Raw genomic sequence first — 18,699 nt, forward strand, 5'->3', positions numbered from 1 at the left:
GTTTTCGATGGAGGGCATGCGGCTGCCGGTGCCGCCTTCTGGCAGACCTCCCGCTTCCGCATCGACCTCGCGCTGCCGCGCGTGATGGGCATCGTCAACGTCACGCCCGATTCCTTCTCGGACGGCGGCGCCCACGCCTCCACCGAAACCGCACTGCGCCACTGCGAGCAGCTGCTGAAGGAGGGCGCCGACATCCTCGACATCGGCGGCGAATCGACCCGCCCCGGCAGCCCCGCTGTGCCGCTCGAGGCCGAGCTTGCGCGGGTGGTACCGGTGGTGCGCGAGGCGGTGAAGCTGAACGTGCCGATCTCCATCGACACCTACAAGCCCGAGGTCATGCGTGCCGTGCTCGACCTGGGCGCGGACATCGTCAACGACATCTGGGCGCTGCGCCAGCCAGGCGCGCGCGAGGCCGTCGCGGCGCACCCTTCGTGCGGCATCTGCCTGATGCACATGCATCGCGACCCGCAGACCATGCAGGCCGTGCCCATGGCCGGCGACGTGATTCCCGAAGTGCTGTCGTTCCTCTCGGCTCAGGTGCAACTCCTGCGCGAGATGGGAGTCGATCCCTCGCGCATCACGCTCGACCCCGGCGTGGGCTTCGGCAAGACGGTGGCGCAGAATTTCGCCTTGCTCGCGCGGCAGCGCGAACTGCTCGCCGGCGGCTATCCGCTGCTGCTGGGCTGGTCGCGCAAGTCGTCGATCGGCGCGGTCACCGGCATCGAGGTGGCGGGTGAACGCATCGTGCCCAGCGTCGCCGCGGCGGTGCTGGCGGTGGACAGGGGAGCAGCCGTGGTGCGCGTGCACGACGTGCGCGACACCGTCGCGGCACTCGCGGTATGGCGCGCCATGAAGGCGCAAGAGTCACAACAACAAACACAAGAGCAGACAGGATCAACATGACCCGCAAATATTTCGGCACCGACGGCATCCGCGGCACGGTGGGCCAGGCGCCCATCACGCCCGACTTCGTCCTGCGCCTCGCGCATGCCGTGGGCCGCGTGCTCAAGAAGACGCAGTCGCGTCCGACGGTGCTCATCGGCAAGGACACGCGCATCTCGGGCTACATGCTCGAATCCGCGCTCGAATCGGGCTTCAACTCGGCTGGCGTCGATGTCGTGCTGCTGGGCCCGCTGCCGACGCCTGGCGTGGCCTACCTCACGCGCGCCCAGCGTGCGAGCCTCGGCGTGGTGATCAGCGCAAGCCACAACGCCTACCCCGACAACGGCATCAAGTTCTTCAGCGCGCAGGGCACCAAGCTCGACGATGCCTGGGAGTTGGCCGTAGAGGCAGCGCTGGAAGAAGACCCCGTGTGGGTCGATTCCGCCAACCTGGGCAAGGCCCGCCGCCTCAACGACGCGCCCGGCCGTTACATCGAGTTCTGCAAGAGCACCTTCGCCAACGACCTGACGCTGCGCGACATGAAGCTGGTGGTCGACGCCGCGCACGGTGCGGCCTACCAGGTGGCACCCAACGTGTTCCACGAGCTGGGCGCGGAAGTGACGAGCATCGGCGTTTCGCCCGACGGGCTGAACATCAACAAGGGCTTCGGCGCCACGCATCCCGAGGCGCTGATCGCCGCGGTCACGGCGCAGAAGGCCGACTACGGGATCGCCCTCGACGGCGACGCCGACCGCCTGCAGCTGGTCGACGCCAGCGGGCGCCTCTTCAACGGCGATGAGCTGCTCTACCTCATGGTGTCCGAGCGCATCGCGCGCGGCGACAAGCCGGTGGGCGTGGTGGGCACGCTCATGACCAACAAGGCCGTCGAGATGGCCTTGCGCAAGCAGGGCATCGAGTTCGTGCGCGCCAAGGTCGGCGACCGCTACGTGCTCGAAGAACTCGACAAGCGCGGCTGGCTGCTCGGCGGCGAGGGCTCCGGCCACCTGCTGGCGCTCGACCGCCATACCACCGGCGACGGCATCGTGAGCGCGCTGCAGGTGCTGCAGGCCTGCGTGCGCAGCGGCAAGACGGTGGCGCAGCTGCTCGAAGGCGTCACGCTGTTCCCGCAGACCCTGATCAACGTGCGCATCTCGCCCGACCAGGACTGGAAGGCCAACAAGGCGCTGGCCAGCGAAACCGCTCGCATCGAAGCCGAGCTCGGCGATGCAGGCCGTGTGCTGATCCGTGCGAGCGGTACCGAGCCGCTGGTGCGCGTGATGGTCGAGGCGCGCGATGCGAAGCAGGCCGAATCCTGCGCGAAGCGCCTCGCGGCCACACTGGAGCCCGCGCGATGACGGCGGCCTCGGCGCAGATCGAGGTCTTCATCGCCGACTACCTTAATGCCGCTCATGCGGCCGCGCTGGTCGGCCTTCTCGATGCTTATGCCAGCGACCCCGCCGGCGGCGGTCAGCCGCTCGATGCTTCTGTGCGCGAGAGCCTGCCGGCGGCACTGGCCGCGCGTCCCCAGGCCTTCAGCGTGCTGGCGTACGACGCGGGGCAGCCCGTCGGGTTGATCAACTGCATCGAGGGCTTCTCGACCTTCGCAGCCAGGCCGCTGGTGAACGTGCACGACGTGGTGGTGCTGCCCAGCCATCGAGGGCAACGCGTGGCGCAGAAGATGTTCGCGCGGGTCGAGGAAGAGGCCCGCAGGCGCGGGGCGTGCAAGCTCACGCTCGAGGTGTTGTCGGGCAACGCGCCCGCGCTGCGCGCCTACGAGCGCGAGGGCTTCGCGGGCTACCAGCTCGACCCGGCATTCGGCACAGCCGTCTTCCTGCAGAAGAAGCTCTGAGGACAAGGGACCAAAGAAAAAGGGCCGGGGCGAATCGTTCGCCGCCGGCCCTTTGTTCGTCGACCCTCTTCAACCTGAAGAGGAGTCGTCGAAACGGGTGGATCAGAAACGCGTCACCGGCATTTCAGCATCGGCCTTGCCCGGTGCGTACTTGCCCAGCTCCCACTTGGCGATCGCATTGCGGTGCACTTCGTCCGGACCGTCCGCGAAGCGCAGCGTGCGTGCGCCGGCATAGGCGGCAGCCAGCGGGAAGTCGTCGCACATGCCGCCACCGCCGTGGACCTGCATGGCCCAGTCGATCACCTGGCAGGCCATCGACGGTGCGACGACCTTGATCATGGCGATCTCGTTCTTCGCGACCTTGTTGCCGGCCACGTCCATCAGCCATGCGGCCTTCAGCGTGAGCAGGCGGGCCATGTCGATCTTGCAGCGAGCTTCGGCGATGCGCTCCTGCGTCACGGTCTGCGAAGCCACGGTCTTGCCGAAGGCCACGCGCGAGGAGGCGCGCTTGCACATCAGCTCCAGCGCGCGCTCGGCCAGGCCGATCAGGCGCATGCAGTGGTGGATGCGTCCGGGGCCGAGGCGGCCCTGGGCGATCTCGAAGCCGCGGCCTTCGCCCAGCAGCATGTTGCTGGCGGGCACGCGCACGTTCTCGAAATACATCTCGACGTGGCCGTGCGGCGCGTCGTCGTAGCCCATCACGTTCAGCGGGCGCACGATGCGGATGCCCTTGGCGTCGGCCGGCACCACGATCATGCTCTGCTGCGAGTGGCGAGGCGCCTCGGGGTCGCTCTTGCCCATGGTGATGAAGACCGCGCAGCGCGGATCGGCCGCACCGGAAATCCACCACTTGTGGCCGTTGATGACGTACTCGTCGCCCTGGCGCTCGATGCGCGTGGAGATGTTGGTGGCGTCGCTCGAAGCCACTTCGGGCTCGGTCATGGCGAAGGCCGAGCGGATCTGGCCTTCGAGCAGCGGCTTGAGCCAGCGTGCCTTGATCTCTTCCGAGCCGTAGCGCGCGATGGTCTCCATGTTGCCGGTGTCGGGTGCCGAGCAGTTGAAGGCTTCCGAAGCCCATGGCACCCGGCCCATGATCTCGGCCAGCGGGGCGTATTCCTGGTTGGTCAGGCCGGCGCCGTCGTAGCCCGACGCTGCGGCGCTGTCGACCGGCAGGAACAGGTTCCACAGGCCCTGGGCCTTGGCCTTTTCCTTGAGCTTCTCGACCGTCTTGAGCGCGGTCCAGCGCTTGCCGGCGACCGTGTTTGCGGCCAGCTCGGCCGCGTACTCGGCCTCGGCCGGGTAGATGTGGTCGTCCATGAAAGCCTGGACGCGTTTCTGCAGGTCTTTGGTCTTGGCCGAGTATTCGAAATCCATCTTCGTCTCCTGGTGGGGTGGGGCGGCTTATGCCTTTTGGGCAAACTGCCAGGCCATGTCGGCCATGGGGCGGGCGCCGCGGGCCGAAGCCACGGCTTGCTCGCTCGACGCGGTTCCGGCCTCGACCCGCTTGGCAATGCCTTGCAGGATCGCGGCCATGCGGAACAGGTTGTAGGCCTGGTAGAAGTTCCAGTCGGGCGCGAGCGCCTCGGGCGTGCTGATGCGGGTGCGCTCGCAGTAGCGGCGGATGTATTCGCTCTCGGTGGGAATGCCCAGCGAGGCGACATCGACGCCGCCGATGCCGCGCCCAGTGCTCGGCGGCATATGCCAGGACATGCAGTGGTAGCTGAAGTCGGCCAGCGGGTGGCCCAGCGTGGAAAGCTCCCAGTCGAGCACCGCGATGATGCGCGGCTCGGTGGCATGGAACATCACGTTGTCGAGGCGGTAGTCGCCGTGGACGATCGACACCTTGCTCTCGTCGCGCGCGCTAGCGGGCATGTGCGCGGGCAGCCAGTCGATCAGCCGCTCCATGGCCTCGATGGGTTGCGAGAGCTCGCCCGCGCCGTCGGCCGAAGCCTTGTACTGCTTGCTCCAGCGGCCGATCTGGCGCTCGAAGTAGTTGCCGGGCTTGCCATAGTCGGCCAGGCCGCGGGCGGCGAAGTCGACCGTATGCAGCGCGGCGATCACGCGGTTCATCTCGTCGTAGTGGGCGTCGCGCTCGGCGTTGCTCATGCCGGGCAGCGACTGGTCCCACAGCACGCGGCCCTGCATGAACTCCATGACGTAGAAGGCACGGCCGATGACGCTTTCGTCCTCGCACAGGCAGTACATGCGCGGCACCGGCACGTCGGTGCCGGCCAGGCCGCTCATCACCTTGAACTCGCGCTCCACCGCGTGGGCGGAAGGCAGCAGCTTCGCGACCGGGCCCGGCTTGGCGCGCATCACGTAGCTCTGCGTGGGCGTGACCAGCTTGTAGGTCGGGTTCGACTGGCCGCCCTTGAACATCTCGACCGTCAGCGGGCCCTTGAAGCCGTCGAGGTTCTTCCCGAGCCAGGCCGCGAGCGCGTCGACGTCGAAGGCGTGCTGTTGCGAGACGGCACGGGTGCCGATGAAGGAGGAGAAGTCCTGGCTCATGTCGGTATGTCTTGTCTGCCTGGGGTTGTCGTTGTAGTTGTCGTTCTAGCTTTCAGCTTCCGAGACGCGCATCAACGCCGAACGGTCGAGCACCACCAGGCCGCCCGGCTCGATGCGGATGGTGCCCTCGCGCTCCATGGTCTTCAGCTCCTGGTTGACCCGCTGGCGCGAGGCACCCAGCAGCTGCGCCAGTTCTTCCTGCGCCAGTTGCAGGCCGATGCGCATCTGGCTGCCGTCTTCCAGGTTCGGCACGCCGTAGCTGCGCACGAGGTGAATGAGCTGCTTGGCCAGCCGCGCTCGCAGGGGCAGGGTGTTGAGGTCTTCCACCAGCCCGAAGAGCGTGCGGATGCGCCGCGCCTGCAGCCGCATCAGCGCCTCGTACAGCTCCACGTGCGAGGCCAGGATCTTCTGGAAGTCGGCGCGCGCCACGCACAGGATGGTGGTGTCGCCATGCGAGTAGGTGTCGTGCGTGCGCCGGTCCCCGTCGAACATCGCCACGTCGCCGAACCAGATGCCCGGTTCCACGTAGGTCAGCGTCACCTGCTTGCCCGAGACGGCCGTCGAGCTCACGCGCACCGCGCCCTTGGCGCAGGCAATCCAGTGTTCGGGCGGATCGCCGCGGGCGGCGATCAGGTCGCCGTCCTTGTAGCGTTTGACGAAGGCGCATCGGAGGATGTCGTGCCGCAGCGATGGAGAAAGGGAAGAAAACCAGCGACCACTGTTGATCGCTTCACGTTCTTCGATGGTAAGAATGGGGTCGTCCATTGGTCTGTCCTCTCGGCGACTGGAAAGCTGGTGGGTGTCACGGGAGCGACGCCGTCCGGCGCTACCCGCTTGCTCGGTTGCTGGGCTGTCTATTCGTACTGCGGCGGCTTCTTCTCGAGGAACGCGGCGATGCCGATGCCCGCGTTCGCGTGGTGCAGGTTGCGCACGAAGTGGTCGCGCTCCTGCGAAAGCTGCGAGGCCAGCGTGGCACTTTGGGCCTCGCTCAGCAGCTCCTTGATGCTGGCCAGCGAATTCGGTGCACGCGCGTTGAGCCGGCCCGCCAGCGCCAGCGCGCCCGCGAGCGCCTGGCCGCTTTCGGTGAGCTCGTTGACCAGGCCCAGTGCGTGCAGGCGCGGCGCGGCGATGCGCTCGCCGTTCATCAGCCATTCGCTCGCGAGCTGGCGCGGCAGTTGGCGCCCCAGGTGCCAGCTCAGACCGCCGTCGGGCGACAGCGCAACGTTGCTGTACGAGGCCGCGAAGACCGCGTCGCGCGCCGACACCACGAAATCGCAGGCCAGCGCGAGCGAAAAGCCCGCGCCCGCCGCCGCGCCTTCGACGGCCGCGATGACCGGCTTGGGAAAGGTGCGGATCGAATCGATCCAGTTGTGCAGGCCCTCGATGCTCTCGGCCTGCACCGAGCGGTCGAGCTGCCGGTTGGCCAGGAGGCGCTGCAGCGAGCCGCCGGCGCAGAACCATGAGCCTTCGCCCACGATGACCACGCTGCGGATCTCCGCGCTGTTCTCGGCCTTGTTCAGCGCCTCGATGCCCGCGGCGTAGATGTCGGGGCCCAGCGCGTTGCGCTGGCTGGGGTTGGAGATCGTCAGCACCATGGTGCTGCCCTCGCTCGTACTCTTGAGTTCTGCGGTGCTCATGGCTCGGTTCCGTGCTTTCTTACTCGGTCTTCATTCTTCTTCGTGCAGCAGGCTCAGGCCCAGCGCGCCGCGGCGGCGCAGCCACGGGCTCGGGCGATAGCGCGGGTCGCCGTACACCGTCTGCAGGTTGAACAGCACCTCGAGCATGTTGGTCGGTCCGTAGAGGTTGCCCATGGCGAGCGGGCCGCGCGGATAGCCCAGGCCCAACTGCACGGCGGTCTCGAGGTCGGCCGGCGTGCACACGCGCTGCTGGCACATGTCGGCGGCGATGTTGACGATGGTGCCGATCACGCGCTGCGTGACGAAGCCGCCGCTGTCGCGGATCACGCTCACGGCCTTGCCGTCGCGCGCGAAGAGGGCGTGCGCCGCGTCGCGGATGTCGCGGCGCGTGGCCGGGTTGGTGGCGAGCACGCGGCGCTTGGTGGCGGCGTCGTCGATCATCATGTCGATGCCGACGGTGCGGGTGGCGTCCAGGCGCTCGACGGCGGCCACCGTGGTCACATCGAAGCCCAGCGGCGCGACCAGGATCAACGATTGCGGCGCGGCCGTGGCGCCGCTGTCGATCTGCGCGCCCAGCGTGTTCACGAGGCGCAGCAGCTCTGCGCGGCGCGCGGCACGCGGCGAGACCCAGACCGAGGGCGTGCCCTCGACCACCGGCGCAGGCGCCTCGGGCACCTGCTGCATCACGCCGTCGTTGTAGCGGTAGAAGCCTTCGTTGGTCTTGCGGCCCAGCGCGCCGGCGGCCAGGCGCTGCGCGGTGATCACGCTGGGGCGGAAGCGCGGCTCCTCGAAGTACTGGTGGTAGATCGACTCCATCACCGGATGCGACACGTCGAGCGCCGTCAGGTCCAGCAGCTCGAAGGGGCCGAGGCGGAAGCCGGCCTGGTCCTTGAGGATGCGGTCGACGGTCGCGAAGTCGGCAACGCCTTCGCCGACGATGCGCAGCGCCTCGGTGCCGTAGCCGCGGCCCGCGTGGTTGACGATGAAGCCGGGCGTGTCCTGCGCCTGCACGGCGCTGTGGCCCATCTGCGTGGCATAGCCTGCCAGTTGCTTGCAGACCTCGGGGGCGGTCTTGAAGCCCGCGACAACTTCGACCACCTTCATCAGCGGCACCGGGTTGAAGAAGTGGAAGCCGGCGATGCGCCCGGGGTGCTTCAGCCCTGCGGCGATGGCCGTCACCGAGAGGGAAGAGGTGTTGGTGACCAGCGTGGCGGTCTCGGCCACCACGCCTTCGAGTTCGCGGAACAGCTTGCGCTTGACTTCGAGGTCTTCGACGATGGCTTCGACCACCAGGTCGCAGCCGGCCAGCGCCTGAACCGAATCGACCGCCTTCACGCGGGCGATGTACGCGTCGCGCGTGGCGGCGTCGATCTTGTTCTTCTCGTGTAGCTTGTTCCATTGGGCGACGAGGGCCTCGCGGCCGCGCTCGGCGGCACCCGCGAAGCTGTCGAGCAGCAGCACTTCGCTGCCCGCCTGTGCGGCGATCTGCGCGATGCCGCGCCCCATGGCGCCGGCGCCGACGACGCCGATTCGGGAGTAGTTCACTGTCATTTGCTGGAGATTTTCACTGGTTGGGTGGTATCCGGGCCTGCAGGGCAGGCGTCGACACGGGGCCGTACGCGCCGGCACCGCGGTCGAAGTCTTCGATTTTGCAGCCCCGCGCGGGCGGGGCGTGACGGGTTTTACGCGGGGGCGCGCTTTCAGGGCGCACGGCGGCTGCGGTCGATGGCCACGCTCAGCGAGATGGCGACCAGCACCAGGCCGAGGCCGACCCAGCTCATCCATGCACTGGCGTCGTTGGCGAGCAGCCAGCCGCCCAGCGCCGCGCCCACGGCCTGCCCGGTGTAGATGCCGGAGCTGTTGAGCGCCACCGAGCCCGGCGCGAGCGCGGGTGCGAGGCCCACCAGCCGGGCCTGTTGCGCCGAATTCGTGGAGAAGCAGCCCAGGCCCCAGGGCACCAGCACCACTGCCAGCCAGGCGAGCGTGGAGGCCAGCGGCCACAGCAGCAGGCTGGCGGCGATCAGCACCGTCGTGATCAGCACCATGCGGCCGGCACCCACGCGGTCGATGTACCTGCTGACCACCATGTTGCCGACCAGCCCGCAAGCGCCGAAGAGTGCCCACATCACGCTCAGCGTGGTGGCGTCGGCACCGAAGCTCTGCTTGAGGATCGGGCCGAAGTAGCTGAACAGCACGAACTGGCCGGCGCCCTGCAGCGCCGTGACCGAGACGATGCCCATCAGCACGGGGCTGCGCAGCACGCGCGACCACGCGGCGGCCGTCAGCGCGGCGGGGCGAATGCCGTTCGGCAGGGTGAGCCAGACCCATGTCGCACTCGCGACACTGAGCAGTGCGATGGCCGCGAAAGCCATGCGCCAGCCCAGATGCCCGCCGATCAGCGCACCGATGGGCAGGCCCAGCACCGAGGCCATCGACCAGCCGAGAAAGACGAAGGTGACGGCGCGCCCGCGATGCTCGGGCGGCACCAGCAGGCCGGCGCAGGCAGCAGCCTGGGGCGTGAAGATGGCTGGCGCGATCACCGTGAGCATGCGCATCGGCAGCAGTGCGCCGAAGCTCGGCATCAGTGCGCAGAGAACGTGCCCGGCGGCGTACCAGAGCAGGGAGAGGGCCAGCAGTTGTCGGCGGTCCCAGCCTGCGACCGCAGCGGCCAGCAGCGGCGCGCCGATGCACATGACCGCGGCAGCGGCCGTGATGAGTTGCCCCGCCGTGGCGGCCGTGACCGAGAGCGAGGCGCTGATCTCGTTGAGCGTGCCGGGCACGACCATCACGCCCGTGCCGATCACGAAGTTGCCGACGAGCAGCGCCCAGAGCGCACCCCGGGACGCCGGCTGGCTCACCGACGGACCTGCAGCGCGCCGGGATTCACGATGTTCGTGGGGTTGCCGTTGATGTAGCTCACGACGTTGTCGAAGGCCTGGCCGAAATAGCTCTCGTAGCTTTCCTGCTCGACGTAGCCGATGTGCGGCGTGCAGATGCAGTTTTCGAGGCGCAGCAGCGCGTGGCCTTGCAGCGGCGGTTCGCTCTCGAACACGTCGACGGCGGCGAGCCCGGGGCGGCCACGGTTGAGGGCGGCGAGCAGGGCGTCGGCTTCGACCAGCTCGGCACGCGAGGTGTTCACGAACAGGGCGGTCGGCTTCATGCGCGAGAGGTCTTCCAGCGTGATGAGGCCGTTGGTTTCCTCGTTGAGCCGCAGGTGCACCGACAGCACGTCGGCGGCGGCGAAGAACTCGTGGCGGTTCTGCGCAACCTGGAAGCCATCGGAACGCGCCTTGGCACAGCTGGCTTCACGGCCCCAGATCACGACCTGCATGCCGAAGGCCTGCCCGTAGCGCGCGACCAGTTGGCCGATGCGGCCGTAGCCCCAGATGCAAAGCGTCTTGCCCTTGAGCACGGAGCCGATGCCGAAGTTGGGCGGCATCGACGCCGACTTGAGCCCCGACTGCTGCCAGGCACCGTGCTTGAGATTGCTGATGTACTGCGGCAGCCGGCGCATGGCGGCCATGATGAGTGCCCATGTGAGCTCGGCCGGTGCCTGGGGAGAGCCGGAGCCTTCCGCCACGGCCACGCCGCGCTCGGTGCAGGCCGCCACGTCGATGTGCCCGGCAACGCGTCCGGTCTGGGAAATGAGCTTGAGCTTCGGGAGCTTTTCGATCAGCTGGCGCGAGATCTGGGTGCGCTCGCGGATCAGCACGATCACGTCGGCGTCCTTGAGGCGAACCGACAACTGCCCAATGCCTTTCACCGTGTTGGTATAGACCTTGGCCGCGTATGCGTCCAGCTTGGAGGCACAGCGCAGCTTGCGCACGGCGTCCTGGTAATCGTCGAGGATCACAATGTTCATGGCGTGCCATTGTGCCTCGCAGCATTGGAATGTCGCGCCTGCGAACGTTTGGATACCCACCCCGAAGCCGCTCGCAGGGCGGTTCCGGACCCAATAGGCGCTCAATGCAGGCGTGTGGAGCGCGGGGCCGTGGCCATGGTTTCTGCGGCTTCCAGCGCGGCCAGGCGGTCGAGCTCGGCGCAGACGTCGGCCATGCGGCCGGAGATCACCACGCGGTTGGCGCTGCGCTGCTGCCCCTTGCCGTCAACGACCCGGACCACGCGCAGAGGGCGCGCCGGCGAGGCAGCCGTTTCCGGGGACGAAACACCGCCGGAGCGGGCGGTGCAGGCGGGGCGAACCGCCACGTAGCGCAATCCTGCCGTGGATTCGGTGGCGTCGAGGTGATTCCCGCGATGAGCGCGGCGTGCCGGCATCAGGCGATTGGCCAGCGATTGCAGCGGCATCCAGATATCGGCGATGGCGAGGAGGGCGATTCCCATGTGAACTCCAAGAAAGTATGAGGTTGAACACAGGCAGGATTTCTTGAATCGGCCGCGACAGGGTGATGGCGACTCTTCGCCATACGCCCGCCACCTGTCGAGGCCGGATGGGGATGTGGTGCTGCAGAAGGCAGGCCGCCCGGGCCTACATCAGCATGGTGTTCCGGATGAGGCCGACTGCGAGGCCTTCGATTTCGAACGGCTCTCCGGGCTGGACGATGATGGTCGGGTAGTCCGGGTTCTCGGCGTGCAGCTCGATGACCTGCTTGTTGCGCTTCAGGCGCTTGACGGTCACTTCGTCGCCCAGGCGTGCCACCACGATCTGGCCGTTGCGCGCCTCCTTGGTGGCCTGAACCGCGAGCAGATCGCCGTCCATGATGCCGGCGTCGCGCATCGACATGCCGCGCACCTTGAGCAGGTAGTCGGGTTGCCGCTGGAACAGCGTGTTCTCGACGTAGTAGGTCTGGTCGACGTGCTCCTGCGCCAGGATGGGCGAGCCGGCTGCGACGCGGCCGATGAGCGGCAGTGCGAGCTGGGCCATGCCGGGCAGAGAGAGCGAGAACTGGTTGCCTTCGCGATGGCGCGTCTCGTTGAGCGAGCGCAGCGCGTCGCCCTTGAGGCGGATGCCGCGCGAGGTGCCGCTGACGAGTTCGATGACGCCCTTGCGAGCCAGTGCCTGCAGATGCTCCTCTGCGGCATTGGCTGACTTGAAGCCGAGTTCGTTGGCGATCTCGGCGCGGGTGGGCGGCGCACCGGTGCGTGCGATGGCGCTCTGGATGAGATCCAGGATCTGCTGCTGGCGGGCTGTAAGCTTCACGGCGAACTGCATATGTGGTTCCTTGCGGTACTGGCTGGATATCCAGTGGCTGTATTTTTAACCAGTTTTTTTAAGTTGACAAGCCATGGTTAATTCCTCTTCGCCTGAACTGCGCCGACGCGTGGTGGTTCTGGGCACCGGCGGCACCATCGCGGGGCGGGCCGCCAGCAGCGACGACAACATCGGCTACACCGCCGCGCAGGTGGGCGTGGCCGACCTGCTGGGCGGTATCGAGGCACCCGACGGCGTGACGCTCGAAGCCGAGCAGGTGGCCCAGGTCGACAGCAAGGACATGTCCTTCGACATCTGGCAGCAACTGGCCCGACGCTGTGCTCACTGGCTGGCGCAGGCCGATGTGGCCGGCGTGGTGATCACGCACGGCACCGACACCATCGAGGAGACGGCGTTCTTCCTGCACTCGGTGCTGGCGCCATCCAAGCCCGTGGTGCTCACCTGTGCGATGCGTCCGGCCACAGCGTTGTCGCCGGACGGACCGCAGAACGTGCGGGACGCGATCGGCGTTGCAGCGACGCAGGGGGCTCGAGGCGTGACGGTGGTGTGCGCTGGTGTCGTCCATGGAGGGGTAGACATCCAGAAGGTGCACACCTATCGGCTCGACGCCTTCGCGTCGGGCGATGCGGGGCCTGTCGGCTATGTCGAGGAGGGGGAAGTGCGCCTCGTCCGTCCCTGGCCGCAAGGACAGGCAGTGCCGGCGGCGAAGATCCTGGGGGCGGCTGCGGTGCAGTGGCCCCGGGTCGAGATCGTCATGAGCCATGCTGGTGCCAGCGGAGCGGTGATCGATGCGCTCCTGCTGCATGGCGGCGCAGAGCCCCTGCGTGGACTGGTGCTCGCCACTACGGGCAACGGCACCCTGCACCATGCGCTGGAAGCGGCTGCGCTCAAGGCGCGAGGCGCTGGCGTCTCGGTGGTCAGGGCAACGCGTTGCACCAGCGGGCGAATCCTGCCGAAGGCCGGCGATCCGCTGCGCGATGCAGGTGCGCTGACGCCGGTCAAGGCGCGCATCGCCCTGATGCTGGAACTGCTGGGGTGAAAACGAAACCGCCCCTGTCGAAGGGGCGGTTTCAGGGGAGCCGGGTCAGCTGCTCAGCGCGGCAAGTGCCCGCTGCGTGATCTCGTCGACGGTGCCCACGCCCTTGATGGCGCGGTACTTCGGTGCAGCGGCCGGATCGGTCTTGGCCCAGGCGGAGTAGTAGTCGACGAGCGGACGCGTCTGCTGGCTATACACGTCGAGCCGCTTGCGGACGGTTTCTTCCTTGTCGTCCTCGCGCTGGATCAGGTCCTCGCCGGTCACGTCGTCCTTGCCTTCCACCTTGGGCGGATTGAACTTGACGTGGTAGGTGCGGCCCGAAGCCGGGTGAGAGCGGCGGCCGCTCATGCGCTCGATGATGTCGCCGAAGGGCACGTCGATCTCGAGCACGTAGTCGAGCTTCACGCCGGCCGCCTTCATGGCGTCGGCCTGGGGAATGGTGCGGGGGAACCCGTCGAAGAGGAAGCCGCCGGCGCAATCGGGCTGCGCGATGCGTTCCTTCACCAGGTTGATGATCAGGTCGTCGCTGACCAGCGCGCCGGCGTCCATGACGGCCTTGGCCTGTAGTCCGAGCGGGGTGCCGGCCTTGACGGCTGCGCGCAGCATGTCACCGGTCGAAATCTGGGGAATGCTGTATTTCTGGCAAATGAAGGCCGCTTGCGTGCCTTTGCCCGCCCCGGGCGCGCCCAGCAAAATTAGTCTCATGGTGTCCTCGGACGGTTCTTAGATTTTGTGTCGCGCCGAGCATCGGCCCCATGGCCGGGCTAGGCGGAGTTGCTTCGAGGATAGCATGCGTGCCCTTGGGGAAATCCCGCTGCCGTAGCCCTCGAGACGCCTGGACTCAGGCGCCGGCGGCAGCGAAGACCGCGCGCACGCGCGCCAGGTCTTCGGGCGTGTCGATGCCGGGGCCCGGCGCGACATGGCTCACATGCACCGCGATGCGATGGCCGTGCCACAGCGCGCGCAACTGTTCGAGTGCTTCCGTCGCCTCGACGGGCGCGGGAGGCAGGGACGGAAAGCGCCGCACGAAGCCTGCGCGATAGCCATAGATCCCGATGTGGCGCAGCGGGGCAGGGGCGGCAGGCAGCACGGCAGGCGCGGCACCGTTGGCGGAGCCGTCGCGCCACCACGGGATCGGCGCGCGACTGAAGTACATCGCGTTGCCCTGCACGTCGAGCACCACCTTCACCACGTTGGGATTCATGAAGTCGACTACCGAATCGATCTCGTGGGCGGCGGTGCTCATCGCCGCTTCGGCGTGCGTGGCCAGCGTGCTCGCCACGGCATCGATCAGCGCGGGATCGATCAGCGGCTCGTCGCCCTGAACATTGACGACGATGTCGTCGCCGTCCAGTCCCAGCTTTTCGCAGGCCTCGGCCAGCCGGTCGGTGCCGCTCGGGTGGTTCTGGCTGGTGAGGATGGCCTCGACGCCATGCACCTTGCAGGCATCGATGATGGAGGGATCGTCGCCCGCGACCACCACGCGCGCCGCACCGGATTCGCTCGCACGTTGCGCCACGCGCACCACCATGGGCACGCCGGCGATGTCGGCGAGAGGTTTGTTGGGAAGCCGCGTCGACGCCAGCCGCGCCGGAACCAGGACAGTGAAGCTCACAGCCCGAGCTCTTCGTCGGAGAGCGTGCGTGCCTCGTTCTCGAGCAGCACCGGAATACCGTCGCGCACCGGGTACGCCAGGCGGGCGCTGCGAGACCACAGCTCCTGCTTCTCGGGGGTCCAGGTCAGCGGCCCCTTGGTGACGGGGCAGACGAGCAGTTCAAGCAGCTTGGTATCCATCGAGCGATGATAGCTTTGCGTCGAGGGCAGCGAAGAATTCCGCGGAAGGCACGAACTCCAGCGGCACGGACAGCGCGTCGGGCACCCTGCGCCACAGCTTGACCGCGTCCTTCTCGGTGCAGACAAGGGGTTGCGCAGCGCCTGCCGGGCGCTGCCAGCCCTCGAAATCGAAGTGATCGGGAAGCGCGATGGTCTCGGCGAGCGTCAGGCCATGCGCTCGCAGCATCTCGAAGAAGGCTTCCGGCCGTGCGATGGCCGCCAGCGCGGTCACCGGCTGGCCTGCTAGGGAAGTCAGCGGGACGCGTCTTCCGTCGCTGGCCAGCGCATCGTGGGCCAGTTTCCGGGTGGCGGTGTGCCCTCCGGCGAAGGCGGGCCGCGCGCCGCTGTGCAGCACCAGATCGCAGCGACGCGGCCAGGCTTCGCGCAACGGGCCTGCAGGCAGCCGCCAGCCGTTGCCGATGCCCCGGTCGTCGAACACGCAGATCTCGATGTCGCGCGCGAGCGCCAGATGCTGCAGGCCGTCGTCGCTGACGATGACCTGCGTAGCCGGGTGGCGTTCGAGCAGCGCGCGTGCCGCGTCGATGCGTCGGCGCGCGACGAACACCGGCGCCTTGGTCGCGTGATGGATCAGCGCAGGCTCGTCGCCTACATCCTGCGGATCGCTGTCACCGAGCACTTCGCGGCAGTCGTCGGTACGACGGCCATAGCCGCGCGACACGACACCGACTTGCACTCCCCGCGACTGCAGATGGCGCACGACGGCCATCACGACCGGCGTCTTGCCAGCCCCGCCCGCAATCACGTTGCCGACCACGATCACCGGCACGCGCACGCGTTCGGTCCGCAGCCATCCCACGCGATAGAGCCAGCCGCGCACCGCGAAGAGCGCGGCGTAGACGAGCGACAGCGGCCACAGCAGGCAGGCCAGAGGGCCGTGACGCAGCCAGGCGTCCTGCAGCCGCGAGGAACCCTTGTTGCCGTTGTCGCTGCCGCCGTTAGGCACTCAGTGCCCGGCTTGCGCCGTCGACTGGGCCGCGAAGGTGATCTGCATCAGGCCGGCACGGCGCGCGGCTTCCATCACCGTCACCACGGCCTGGTGCGGGCTGGTCGCGTCGGCGCTGATGATCACCACGCTGTCCTTGCCGCCCGTGGCCGCGGCAGCGAGGGCGGCCGTCACGGTTTCCACGCTGCGGTCGGCCACGGCGTTCTTGTTGACCGAGTAGCGGCCATCGGCCGAGACCGCCACGATCACTTCCTTCGGGTAGTCGCGCTGCGCGTCGACGTCCGCCGTGGGCAGCCGAAGCTGCATCTCGGTGAACTTGCTGTACGTGGTCGACAGCATCAGGAAGATCAGGATCACCAGCAGCACGTCGATGAACGGGATCAGGTTGATCTCCGGCTCGTCGCGCGCGCCGTGGCGGAACTGCATGCGGGCGCGGGTCATGACAAGCCTCCGCCGGGCCGCCCCAAGGAGGCGGCGGCCCCTTTGGGGGGCAGCGCAGCACACGCAGTGGCAAGCGTGGGGGTCATCATTTGCGCAGGGCGTTGAGGTGGCGGGCGAAGCGCTCGCCGGAAAGCTCGAGGTTCAGCAGGTACTCATCGACCCGGCTGCGGAAGTAGCGCCAGAAGATCAGCGTCGGAATGGCGACGATCAGGCCGAAGGCGGTGTTGTAGAGCGCGATCGAGATGCCGTGCGCCAGTTGCGCCGGGTTGCCCGAGCCCACCGCGCCGCTGCCCGGCGACTGCGAGCCGAAGATCTCGATCATGCCGATCACCGTGCCCAGCAGACCCAGCAACGGGGCAGCAGAGGCGATGGTGGCAAGCGCCGGCAGGTATCGCTCGAGCTTGTGCGCCACGGTGCGTCCGGAGGCCTCCATGGCCGCGCGCAGGTCGTCTTCGGTGCAGCGCGGATTGGCGTTCAGCGCGCGCAGACCGGCGGCCAGGACCTGGCCGAGCATCGAGTTGCGTTCCAGTTTGGTCACGACGTCCGGACCGGGAATGGCTCCGTGCGACGCGGTGATGGTTTCGTCGAGCAGCTTCGGCGGCAATACCCTCACGGTCTTGAGACTCGTGAAACGTTCTATAACCAGCGCGAGCGCAATGACCGAACATGCGAGCAAGGGCCAGATCGGCCAACCCGCGGCAACTATGATGGAAAACAAGAAAATCCTCCGGCCCGTAGACTGCAAATGCGCGGCGATTATCCACTGAGCCCACCATCGTCACGCGCCTTGTTTTTGTGTCGGCAAGGACGCACAGATTCTGTGGATAACTTTGTGATTAACCTGCTGCGCAACTCGCCGCGACCCGCATGGGGTGGCCTTTTCGCTGGAACGACTGAATTTTGAGCAGCACTTTTTTCAATGAAATCAATGGCTTGCACGAGAAACCGTGCGCCTGTCCTGCCCTGGGGGGCGAAGCTGGGGTGCATGCTGCCCGTTGTGGAAGAGTGGCATCCGGCCGAGCGGGCGTTTTGTGAACTTGCGTGAACCGAATTCCGCGCCCGGGCCGCGAGTCTGGGCTGTCGGCGCCTTGTGCCGCGCGGTCGCCGACGCGCTCGACGCCCGCTTCAACCCGGTGACGGTGCGCGGCGAGATTTCCGGTTTTTCCCGGGCTTCGAGCGGACATTGTTACTTCGCGCTCAAGGACGAGTCCGGCCAGCTGCGCTGCGCGATGTTCCGCCGCGCCGCCGGCCTGCTCGATTTTTCGCCGCGCGATGGCGACCAGGTCGAGGTGCGCGGGCGACTTGCGGTCTACGAGCCGCGCGGCGATCTGCAGCTGGTGGTCGAGAGCCTGCGGCGTGCCGGGCAGGGCGCTCTGTTCGAGCAGTTCATGCAGCGCAAGGCGCGCCTGGAAGCCGAGGGCCTCTTCGATCCGGCGCGGAAGCGGGCGTTGCCGACCATGCCGCGTTCGATCGGCATCGTCACCTCGCTCGGCGCTGCTGCCTTGCACGACGTGGTCACCGCGCTGCGAAGGCGTGTTCCACACATTCCGGTCGTACTTGCCCCGGCAGCAGTGCAGGGGGCCAACGCGCCAGGCGAACTGGTGCGTGCGTTGCAGTCGCTCTATGAGCTCGCGCCTGCCGTCGACGTGATCCTGCTGGTGCGCGGCGGCGGTTCCATCGAAGACCTCTGGGCCTTCAACGACGAGACGCTGGCGCGCACCATCGTTCAGAGCCCGGTGCCGTTGGTCAGCGGCGTGGGGCACGAAACCGACTTCACCATCGCCGATTTCTGCTCCGACCTGCGTGCGCCTACGCCCACGGCCGCGGCGGAACTCGTGAGCGCGCCACGAGACGTTTGGCTCGGTGCGCTCGATCTGCTCGAGGAGCGGCTCGCCGACGCGCTGGGCGGTCGCGTCGACGTGCTCGGACAGCGTCTCGACCAGGCCGCGGGACGCCTGGGCCGGCCTTCCAATCTCGTGACTCGCCAGCAGTTGCGCCTCGCGCATCACGCGCAGCGGCTTCGCTACACGGTGATGTCCAGAAGGGAGCGCCTGACGCAGCTGCCGCGCCAGATCGCAGCCGACTTTCCCCTGAAGCTGGGACGCGCGGTGGTGCAGCGTCGTGATCGGCTGGATCACGTGGCCCTGCGCATGCGATTGCTCGATCCGGCATTGGTCTTGCAACGTGGCTATGCATGGCTGACCGATACAGACGGTCATGCGATCGTCAGCACCGCGCAACTTGCACCGGGCGATGCGGTCAAGGCGCGACTCGCCGATGGCGAAGTCGACCTGACTGTCACGCCGGGCGGCGCAACGGGAACGCGTCCGACGCCGTCTCGATGATTACTTCCTAGAATCCCTGATTCCCACAACCAAC

The 18,699-nt window shown here is 67.7% G+C and carries 20 protein-coding genes; 5 read left to right on the forward strand and 15 right to left on the reverse strand.

The genetic code is table 11. The features are described from left to right. The first annotated feature begins 84 nt into the window (after positions 1-84). From folP to EJP69_RS01415, 3 genes are read left to right on the forward strand one after another with little or no spacing between them, the layout of a single operon-like run. Complete coding sequence (folP, locus tag EJP69_RS01405; RefSeq protein ID WP_093202911.1) at positions 85-903, forward strand: dihydropteroate synthase; 819 nt, start codon at positions 85-87, stop codon at positions 901-903. Beyond that, the gene (gene glmM, locus EJP69_RS01410; RefSeq protein ID WP_093202299.1) at positions 900-2,237 is read left to right on the forward strand and encodes a phosphoglucosamine mutase; all 1,338 of its coding nucleotides are present in this window, start codon (positions 900-902) and stop codon (positions 2,235-2,237) included. Before folP ends, glmM begins: the two co-directional genes overlap by 4 nt. Continuing rightward, positions 2,234-2,731 carry a GNAT family N-acetyltransferase gene (locus EJP69_RS01415; protein ID WP_126468482.1) on the forward strand — a complete coding sequence of 166 codons (498 nt, stop codon included), beginning with the start codon at positions 2,234-2,236 and terminating at the stop codon, positions 2,729-2,731. Before glmM ends, EJP69_RS01415 begins: the two co-directional genes overlap by 4 nt. A 102-nt stretch (positions 2,732-2,833) precedes the next feature. Here EJP69_RS01415 and EJP69_RS01420 read toward each other — a convergent pair whose 3' ends face one another. The 9 genes from EJP69_RS01420 to lexA all read right to left on the reverse strand — a co-directional run bounded on the left by EJP69_RS01420 (position 2,834) and on the right by lexA (position 12,046). Beyond that, complete coding sequence (locus EJP69_RS01420) at positions 2,834-4,105, reverse strand: acyl-CoA dehydrogenase family protein (RefSeq protein ID WP_126468483.1); 1,272 nt, start codon at positions 4,103-4,105, stop codon at positions 2,834-2,836. A 27-nt stretch (positions 4,106-4,132) separates the two neighbouring features. Beyond that, positions 4,133-5,239 (reverse strand): phosphotransferase, encoded by a 1,107-nt coding sequence (locus EJP69_RS01425; RefSeq protein ID WP_093202291.1) that lies wholly within the window; start codon positions 5,237-5,239, stop codon positions 4,133-4,135. A gap of 45 nt (positions 5,240-5,284) precedes the next feature. Beyond that, positions 5,285-6,004 (reverse strand): Crp/Fnr family transcriptional regulator, encoded by a 720-nt coding sequence (locus EJP69_RS01430; protein WP_093202289.1) that lies wholly within the window; start codon positions 6,002-6,004, stop codon positions 5,285-5,287. Between the two features lie 89 nt (positions 6,005-6,093). Then, a complete protein-coding gene (locus tag EJP69_RS01435) occupies positions 6,094-6,876 on the reverse strand; it encodes an oxepin-CoA hydrolase, alternative type (protein WP_126468484.1) in 783 nt (260 codons plus the stop codon). Between the two features lie 30 nt (positions 6,877-6,906). After that, positions 6,907-8,427, reverse strand: a complete 1,521-nt coding sequence (locus EJP69_RS01440) for a 3-hydroxyacyl-CoA dehydrogenase (protein ID WP_126468485.1) — start codon at positions 8,425-8,427, stop codon at positions 6,907-6,909. 149 nt (positions 8,428-8,576) lie between these two features. Continuing rightward, on the reverse strand, positions 8,577-9,734 hold the full coding sequence (locus EJP69_RS01445) for an MFS transporter (RefSeq protein WP_126468486.1): 1,158 nt from the start codon (positions 9,732-9,734) through the stop codon (positions 8,577-8,579). Then, complete coding sequence (locus EJP69_RS01450) at positions 9,731-10,738, reverse strand: D-2-hydroxyacid dehydrogenase family protein (protein ID WP_093202278.1); 1,008 nt, start codon at positions 10,736-10,738, stop codon at positions 9,731-9,733. Before EJP69_RS01450 ends, EJP69_RS01445 begins: the two co-directional genes overlap by 4 nt. Positions 10,739-10,839: 101 nt before the next feature. Further along, positions 10,840-11,217 (reverse strand): hypothetical protein, encoded by a 378-nt coding sequence (locus EJP69_RS01455; RefSeq protein ID WP_126468487.1) that lies wholly within the window; start codon positions 11,215-11,217, stop codon positions 10,840-10,842. Positions 11,218-11,362: 145 nt separating this feature from the next. After that, positions 11,363-12,046 carry a transcriptional repressor LexA gene (gene lexA, locus EJP69_RS01460; RefSeq protein ID WP_019652457.1) on the reverse strand — a complete coding sequence of 228 codons (684 nt, stop codon included), beginning with the start codon at positions 12,044-12,046 and terminating at the stop codon, positions 11,363-11,365. Positions 12,047-12,119: 73 nt separating this feature from the next. On the opposite strand from lexA, the gene EJP69_RS01465 reads away from it, so the two are divergent. After that, positions 12,120-13,085, forward strand: a complete 966-nt coding sequence (locus tag EJP69_RS01465) for an asparaginase (RefSeq protein ID WP_126468488.1) — start codon at positions 12,120-12,122, stop codon at positions 13,083-13,085. Between the two features lie 45 nt (positions 13,086-13,130). On the opposite strand, the gene adk is transcribed toward EJP69_RS01465, so the two are convergent. The 6 genes from adk to EJP69_RS01495 all read right to left on the reverse strand — a co-directional run bounded on the left by adk (position 13,131) and on the right by EJP69_RS01495 (position 17,038). Continuing rightward, the gene (gene adk, locus EJP69_RS01470) at positions 13,131-13,787 is read right to left on the reverse strand and encodes an adenylate kinase (protein ID WP_093202271.1); all 657 of its coding nucleotides are present in this window, start codon (positions 13,785-13,787) and stop codon (positions 13,131-13,133) included. 136 nt (positions 13,788-13,923) lie between these two features. Then, on the reverse strand, positions 13,924-14,697 hold the full coding sequence (kdsB, locus tag EJP69_RS01475) for a 3-deoxy-manno-octulosonate cytidylyltransferase (protein ID WP_126468489.1): 774 nt from the start codon (positions 14,695-14,697) through the stop codon (positions 13,924-13,926). Continuing rightward, positions 14,694-14,876: a Trm112 family protein gene (locus EJP69_RS01480; RefSeq protein WP_093202265.1), complete on the reverse strand. Its 183-nt coding sequence runs from the start codon at positions 14,874-14,876 to the stop codon at positions 14,694-14,696. Before EJP69_RS01480 ends, kdsB begins: the two co-directional genes overlap by 4 nt. Continuing rightward, a complete protein-coding gene (gene lpxK / locus EJP69_RS01485) occupies positions 14,857-15,879 on the reverse strand; it encodes a tetraacyldisaccharide 4'-kinase (protein ID WP_126468490.1) in 1,023 nt (340 codons plus the stop codon). The genes EJP69_RS01480 and lpxK overlap by 20 nt, the downstream gene beginning before the upstream one ends. Continuing rightward, the gene (locus tag EJP69_RS01490; protein WP_371287180.1) at positions 15,880-16,305 is read right to left on the reverse strand and encodes an ExbD/TolR family protein; all 426 of its coding nucleotides are present in this window, start codon (positions 16,303-16,305) and stop codon (positions 15,880-15,882) included. A 100-nt stretch (positions 16,306-16,405) separates the two neighbouring features. Then, positions 16,406-17,038, reverse strand: coding sequence for a MotA/TolQ/ExbB proton channel family protein (locus tag EJP69_RS01495; protein WP_093202257.1), 633 nt, complete (start codon positions 17,036-17,038; stop codon positions 16,406-16,408). Positions 17,039-17,351: 313 nt separating this feature from the next. Between EJP69_RS01495 and xseA the strand changes: the two genes are divergently transcribed. Then, positions 17,352-18,665 (forward strand): exodeoxyribonuclease VII large subunit, encoded by a 1,314-nt coding sequence (gene xseA / locus EJP69_RS01500; RefSeq protein ID WP_126469254.1) that lies wholly within the window; start codon positions 17,352-17,354, stop codon positions 18,663-18,665. Positions 18,666-18,699: the final 34 nt, after the last annotated feature.

It is taken from the genome of Variovorax gossypii (genome assembly GCF_003965815.1).
Lineage (GTDB): Bacteria > Pseudomonadota > Gammaproteobacteria > Burkholderiales > Burkholderiaceae_C > Variovorax > Variovorax gossypii.

Excerpts from the sequence above, each read along its gene's own strand:
- EJP69_RS01455 (WP_126468487.1), bottom strand. The coding sequence starts at position 11,217 with ATGGGAATCGCCCTCCTCGCCATCGCCGATATCTGGATGCCGCTGCAA.
- glmM (WP_093202299.1), top strand. The coding sequence starts at position 900 with ATGACCCGCAAATATTTCGGCACCGACGGCATCCGCGGCACGGTGGGC.
- EJP69_RS01465 (WP_126468488.1), top strand. The coding sequence starts at position 12,120 with ATGGTTAATTCCTCTTCGCCTGAACTGCGCCGACGCGTGGTGGTTCTG.
- lexA (WP_019652457.1), bottom strand. The coding sequence starts at position 12,046 with ATGCAGTTCGCCGTGAAGCTTACAGCCCGCCAGCAGCAGATCCTGGAT.
- EJP69_RS01480 (WP_093202265.1), bottom strand. The coding sequence starts at position 14,876 with ATGGATACCAAGCTGCTTGAACTGCTCGTCTGCCCCGTCACCAAGGGG.
- EJP69_RS01415 (WP_126468482.1), top strand. The coding sequence starts at position 2,234 with ATGACGGCGGCCTCGGCGCAGATCGAGGTCTTCATCGCCGACTACCTT.
- EJP69_RS01425 (WP_093202291.1), bottom strand. The coding sequence starts at position 5,239 with ATGAGCCAGGACTTCTCCTCCTTCATCGGCACCCGTGCCGTCTCGCAA.
- EJP69_RS01440 (WP_126468485.1), bottom strand. The coding sequence starts at position 8,427 with ATGACAGTGAACTACTCCCGAATCGGCGTCGTCGGCGCCGGCGCCATG.
- EJP69_RS01450 (WP_093202278.1), bottom strand. The coding sequence starts at position 10,738 with ATGAACATTGTGATCCTCGACGATTACCAGGACGCCGTGCGCAAGCTG.
- folP (WP_093202911.1), top strand. The coding sequence starts at position 85 with ATGGGCATCGTCAACGTCACGCCCGATTCCTTCTCGGACGGCGGCGCC.
- EJP69_RS01420 (WP_126468483.1), bottom strand. The coding sequence starts at position 4,105 with ATGGATTTCGAATACTCGGCCAAGACCAAAGACCTGCAGAAACGCGTC.
- EJP69_RS01435 (WP_126468484.1), bottom strand. The coding sequence starts at position 6,876 with ATGAGCACCGCAGAACTCAAGAGTACGAGCGAGGGCAGCACCATGGTG.
- adk (WP_093202271.1), bottom strand. The coding sequence starts at position 13,787 with ATGAGACTAATTTTGCTGGGCGCGCCCGGGGCGGGCAAAGGCACGCAA.
- EJP69_RS01430 (WP_093202289.1), bottom strand. The coding sequence starts at position 6,004 with ATGGACGACCCCATTCTTACCATCGAAGAACGTGAAGCGATCAACAGT.
- EJP69_RS01490 (WP_371287180.1), bottom strand. The coding sequence starts at position 16,305 with ATGCAGTTCCGCCACGGCGCGCGCGACGAGCCGGAGATCAACCTGATC.